5 protein-coding genes are annotated in these 6,000 nt (G+C 67.9%); all 5 read left to right on the top strand.

Annotation, left to right across the window (positions count from 1 at the left end; genetic code table 11):
• Positions 1-1,083, top strand: a 1,083-nt coding sequence (locus tag ABT070_RS37355) for an adenosylhomocysteinase (RefSeq protein ID WP_351767354.1), incomplete at its 5' end; no start/stop codon positions are given.
• 76 nt (positions 1,084-1,159) lie between these two features.
• A complete protein-coding gene (locus ABT070_RS37350; RefSeq protein WP_351767353.1) occupies positions 1,160-2,230 on the top strand; it encodes a methyltransferase in 1,071 nt (356 codons plus the stop codon).
• Positions 2,231-2,425: 195 nt separating this feature from the next.
• Positions 2,426-3,355: an aromatic prenyltransferase gene (locus tag ABT070_RS37345; protein WP_351767352.1), complete on the top strand. Its 930-nt coding sequence runs from the start codon at positions 2,426-2,428 to the stop codon at positions 3,353-3,355.
• Between the two features lie 118 nt (positions 3,356-3,473).
• Positions 3,474-3,938 carry a TetR/AcrR family transcriptional regulator gene (locus ABT070_RS37340; protein WP_351767351.1) on the top strand — a complete coding sequence of 155 codons (465 nt, stop codon included), beginning with the start codon at positions 3,474-3,476 and terminating at the stop codon, positions 3,936-3,938.
• Between the two features lie 433 nt (positions 3,939-4,371).
• A complete protein-coding gene (locus ABT070_RS37335) occupies positions 4,372-5,898 on the top strand; it encodes an MFS transporter (RefSeq protein ID WP_351767350.1) in 1,527 nt (508 codons plus the stop codon).
• The last annotated feature ends 102 nt before the right edge of the window (positions 5,899-6,000 follow it).

Here is a 6,000-nt window from a genome sequence, read left to right as displayed (position 1 = left end):
ACGGAGCAGGCGCTGACCTGGCCGAACACGCCCACCGGCGGTCCGAACATGATCCTGGACGACGGCGGTGACGCCACCATGCTCGTCCACAAGGGTGTCGAGTACGAGAGGGACGGCAAGGTCCCCTCGCTCGACACCGCGGAGTCCGACGAGCACCGCGTCGTGCTCCAGGTCCTGCAGCGCACCATCACGGACGGTTCGCAGAAGTGGACTCAGCTCGCCTCGGAGATCCGCGGGGTGACCGAGGAGACCACGACGGGTGTGCACCGCCTGTACGAGATGCACCGGGACGGCTCGCTGCTGTTCCCGGCGATCAACGTCAACGACGCGGTCACGAAGTCGAAGTTCGACAACAAGTACGGCTGCCGGCACTCCCTGATCGACGGCATCAACCGTGCCACCGATGTCCTGATCGGCGGCAAGACGGCGGTCGTGTTCGGGTACGGCGATGTGGGCAAGGGCTGTGCGGAGTCGCTGCGCGGGCAGGGTGCGCGGGTGATCGTCACGGAGATCGACCCGATCTGCGCGCTGCAGGCGGCGATGGACGGTTTCCAGGTCACGACGCTGGACGAGGTCGTCGACAAGGCGGACATCTTCGTCACCACGACGGGCAACAAGGACATCATCATGGCCGCGGACATGGCCAGGATGAAGCACCAGGCGATCGTGGGGAACATCGGCCACTTCGACAACGAGATCGACATGGCCGGCCTGGCGAAGATCGACGGCATCGTCAAGGACGAGGTCAAGCCGCAGGTCCACACGTGGAAGTTCCCCGACGGCAAGGTCCTCATCGTGCTGTCCGAGGGCCGCCTGCTGAACCTGGGCAACGCCACCGGGCATCCGTCGTTCGTGATGTCCAACTCCTTCGCGGACCAGACGCTGGCCCAGATCGAGCTGTTCACCAAGCCCGAGGAGTACCCGACCGACGTCTATGTGCTGCCCAAGCACCTCGACGAGAAGGTCGCCCGCCTCCACCTCGACGCACTCGGCGTCACCCTCACCCGGCTGCGCCCCGAGCAGGCCGCATACCTCGGTGTCGACGCAGAAGGCCCCTACAAGCCGGACCACTACCGCTACTGAGCACGCAGCTCCGCCCGCACCGTTTCCTGCCGCCGTGCGGCCGCGTCCGGCGGCCGAAGAGAATGAGGTCAGTGACATGACGCCACAAGCCACGCTCGCGCGGTTCCGTGAATACCTGGTGGGACCCTCCCGGTTCATGACCCTGCTGTCCTGCTTCGAGCTGGGCATCATCGACGCGCTCCGCGACCGGCCCGCTCAGACGGCCGCCGAGCTGGGCGAGGTGGCCGGCGCCAAGCCGGACGCCGTGCAGCAGCTGCTGTTCCTGCTGGTCAAGGAGGGCTTCGTCGCCTACGACGAGGCGTCCGGCACCTACGCCCTGGACGCCCTCGAAGGCGTCGGCGACAAGGAGCTCCAGCAGGTCCTCGCCGACCTGGACATGATCAAGGCGGTCACGCTGCGGCAGCTGTTCTACCTCACCGAGAGCGTGCGCACCGGCACGACCGTCGGCCTGAAGGAGCTCTACGGCTTCGAGGGAGACCTCTACGGCGCGCTGGCCGAGCTCCCGGAACTGCGCGAGCCGTGGGCGAAGCTGATGAACACCGTCACCGCCCACGTCGACCCCTGGTTCTTCGACAACGTCGACGTCCCGGCCGGCTCCAGGGTGCTCGACCTCGCCGGGAACACCGGCCTCGGCGCCGTCAACACCCTGCGGCTGAAGAACTCGCCCGGACTCACGGTGACCACCTTCGACCTGCCCGAAAAGGAAAAGGAATGCCTGGAGAACTTCCGGGCGCACGGCGTGGAAGAACACTGCTCATTCATCGGCGGTGACGTATTCGAAGAAGTCCCCAAGGGTTTCGACGTGGTGCTGATCAAGCACTTCCTGCCCATGTTCGACAAGAGCGACGTGTTCCGGATCCTCGAAGGCGTCCACCAGTCACTGGAAGCCGGAGGACAGGTCCACGTCCTGGTCCCGGTGTTCCCCGAGAACATCAAGGACACCGACAACTACACCGTCGACTTCTACCCCAGTTTCTTCATCGGCTGCACCATGGGGCAGGGCGGACCGCAGAAACTGTCGACGTGGCAGAGCTGGCTGGAAGAATGCGGATTCCAGGTCACCAAGGCGATCACCGACGACCCCGCAAATCTCCCGCCGCACGCCCTCACCGTAGAGGCGCTCCTGTCCGCGACGAAGATCGCCTGAAAGTGCGGAACACTTCGAGCCGATGTCGAGCCGATATCGAGCGGATATCGAGCGGTCCGTCTGACGGAAGTCTCGGACGAATGGTACGGTCGCCCGGAATCGGCCCCTTCAAGGTGCGAGCCCTGGTGAAACCCGGCGCATTTAGTCGCTGCACTTCCTGTTCGGAAAAAAACAAGGTTGAACCCTGGAGGAGTAATGTCCGGAGCAACGAAAGCGGAAGCCGTGTATGCGGCCATCGAGGAAGCGGCGGGCCTGCTGGACGTCCCCTACACACGGGACAAGGTTCTGTCGGTCCTGACCGCGTTCGGTGACGACATATCGGACGAGTCTGTGGTCGTGCTCGCCATGGCCGGCGGCGAGAAGTACCGAGGCGAGATCGACTACAACTTCACGGTGCCCACCGAGGTGGGCGACCCGTACAAGATCGCCGTGGCGAACGGCTTCGTCGAGGAGACGGACCATCCGGTCTCCACCCTGGCCTCGGACATCGCCGAGCGGTGCGCGGTCAGCTTCTTCGGTGTCGAGGCCGGAGTCGTCGGCGGCTTCAAGAAGACCTATGTCTTCTTCCCCCTGGACAATCTGGGGAAGCTCTCCACGCTCGCCGAGATCCCGTCCATGCCGCGCAGCGTGGCCGAACACGCCCGCACCTTCGCCTCCATCGGCCTGGACAACCGCATATCGATCATCGGGATCGACTACATCAGCAAAACCATGAACGTGTACTTCATGGCCGCACCCGTCGAGGAGAAGACCGCTCTGTCGCTGCTCAGTGACACCGGACTGCCGGAGCCGAGTGCACCGCTGCTGGAGTTCATCCAGAAGTCGTTCTCGATCTACCCCACCTTCAGCTGGGATTCCCCGGCGATCGAGCGGATCTGCTTCTCCGTGGTGAGCCCGGACCAGGCGGCATATCCCACCACGCTCCACCCGGAGATCGAGCTGTTCGCGAAGAACGCCCCGCACGAGTACGACGGCGAGCGGGTCCTCGTCTACGGCGCCACGCTGTCGCGCACCGAGGAATACCACAAGCTCGGGGTGTATTACCGCAGGCCTCCCGCTTTCTGGGAGAACCTGCCGCTGGCCGACACGTTCGAAAAGCTCGTGGCCGCCCAGCGCGGCGCATGACGGGAATCCGCGCCGGCCGGACCGCCCGACATCGGGCGCCGGCGGCAGCGGGAAATCAGTACCGGCGACATCAGTGACATCAATGACGTCAGTGATATCAGTGATATCTGGAGGAGAAATGTCCGAAGCTCTTGAGGCCGAAGAACGCGCCGCCGCCCTGGACTCGCTGGGCGGCGTCCTGGGGGAGGCCGGCGCGGCGGCGCTCGACGGGCCGCGCGAGCAGCTGGCCGGGAGCCTTCTGCGCGCGGCCTTCGTGCTGTGGGAAGACCCCCAGGTCAGGCCGAAGCTCCTCGGGATCCTGAAGGCCGCGGTCAACGGCAAGGAGGGCGCGGAGCAGATGCGCGGGTTCCTCGCCAGCCAGCTCTTCGCCGAGGCCGGCAAGGCGATCGGCATCGCCGGGATGGACATCTACCAGGCCGCCGAGACGCTCAAGGTACCGGCGATCAACATCAACGCGGCGGCCGGGCAGGTCTGGGGCGTGGTCCTGCTGCGCTACGTCGTGGAGCTGGAGCCGATCGCGTCGGCGTCGAGCGAGGAACTGATCGACCTGCTCACCCCGACCATCCAGCGCTACCTGGGCTGACCCGGCCCCGCCCGTCCCGCACCACCGGCAGCAGCACGGCACGGCACGCGGCAGCACGGCACGGGGCAGTGCGGTGCTACCTGCGGTGCGGTGCTGCCTGCGGTGCGGTGCGGTGAGGCATGCGGCGCGGGCCGCCTCCCGCCCCGTCGTCCTCCCGCCCCGTCGTCCTCCCGCCCCGTCGTCCTCCCGGTTCCCGAGGCCCCGGCCCCGTCCCGGACGGCCTCGCGCACGCGCCGCGGAGCACCCCGGCCAAGAGAACCGGCGCGCTGTGTCACATCCGGGGGAGTCGCTTCGTCGTAGTGCTGAGACGGACACCGTCCCGCGAACGGGCGGGCGGCCGGCTCGCCGGTCCCGATCTGCGGCACGGGGCCGGCCGGCCGGCCGCGCGGACGGATTTCTCCAGCCGCAGATCACTCGGAGGAACTGGTTAGGTATGAGTAGCGCAGACAAGGAAGCACGAGGCGGGACGGGCGTCCTCGTCGATGCCGACCCGCGGCGCTGGACGGCGCTGGCCGTTCTGACAGCGATGCAGTTCATGCTCATGATGGACGTCACCGTCGTGAACATCGCCCTGCCCAATATCGAGGACGACCTGGACTTCACCGTCGGGGGCCTCGCGTGGGTGGTCAACGCCTACGTCCTGACCGCCGGCGGTTTCCTGCTGCTGGGCGGACGGCTGGCCGACATGTACGGCCGCCGGCGGACCTTCATCGCCGGTGTCCTGGTCTTCGGCGTGGCCTCGGCCGTGTGCGGTGCCGCGGCCAACTCCGGGATGCTGGTCGGCGGCCGGTTCGTCCAGGGCCTGGGCGAGGCGCTGGCCGGCCCGGCGGCGCTCGGACTGATCCCCGTCCTGTTCCGTGACGCCAAGGAACGGACCAAGGCGCTCGGCCTGTGGGGCGGCATGGCGGCCCTGGGCAGCGCGATCGGCTCGGTCGTCGGCGGATCGCTGACCGACCTGGTCGACTGGCGGTGGATCTTCTACATCAACATCCCCATCGCGATCTTCGCGCTGATCATGGTCCCGCGCGTCATCCCGGAGAGCCGGATGGCCCGCCGCCCCGACCAGCGCATCGACGTCGTCGGCGCGCTCAGCGCCACCGGCGGCCTCGTCGCGGTCGTGTACGGCCTGCTCCAGGCCGCCGACGACCCGTGGGGCTCCGCGGAGGTACTGGTGCCGCTGCTGGGCGGGCTCGCCCTGCTGGTCTTCATGGCCGTGTGGGAGTCCCGCGTCCCCGACCCGATGATCCCCCTGCGGTTCTTCACCAACCGCACCCGGGTGACGTCCAACGGCGTCAGCGTGCTCTCGCTCGCGGCGTTCTACACCTACGCCTTCCTGCTGACCCTGTACCTCCAGCAGGTCCTCGGCTACTCCCCGCTCAAGACAGGGCTGTCCTACATCCCCTTCACCCTCGCCATCGGCGTCGGCATGGGTGTGTCCACCGCGCTGATGCCCCGCATCGGCGTCAAGGCGACCCTGATCATCTCCTTCCTCGGCAGCGCCGGCGGATTCGCCGTCGCCGCCGCGGGCCTGGCCACCGACGCGTCCTTCGTCGGCGGGATCATGCCGGGACTGCTCCTGTACGGCTTCTTCAACGCCGTCGGCTACCCGGCCCTCACCAACGGAGCGCTGCACGAGGTCACCGGCCAGGACGCGGGCCTGGGCTCCGGCGTGCAGACCGCCATGCAGCAGGTCGGCGCCTCGCTCGGCCTGGCCACCCTGGTCCCGCTCGCCCTGCGCTACGTCAACGACCACGTCGCGGACGGAACCCTCCCGCAGATCGCGCAGACCGACGGATACGCCCTGGCACTGCGCGCCGCCGCCGGCGTACTCGTCGTCGCGGCCGTGCTCGTCCTGCTGCTGATGGACAAGGTGGACTCCAAGCCGCGCGACGCGGTCGCCGAAGCCACCAACGAGGCGGCGGCCGAAGCCACCCCCACCCCCACCCGCGCCACCACCTGAGCAGCACCTGAACCCGGCGCACCCGCACCGCCCCCGGCCGACCCCGGGGGCGGTGCGCGTTGTCCCCGGCAGTGCTCCGCCGTCCCGCCCGCCGCGCGTGAA

Source organism: Streptomyces sp. NPDC002884 (genome assembly GCF_040295245.1).
Lineage (GTDB): Bacteria > Actinomycetota > Actinomycetes > Streptomycetales > Streptomycetaceae > Streptomyces.
This window is presented reverse-complemented; position numbering and strand designations above follow the sequence as displayed.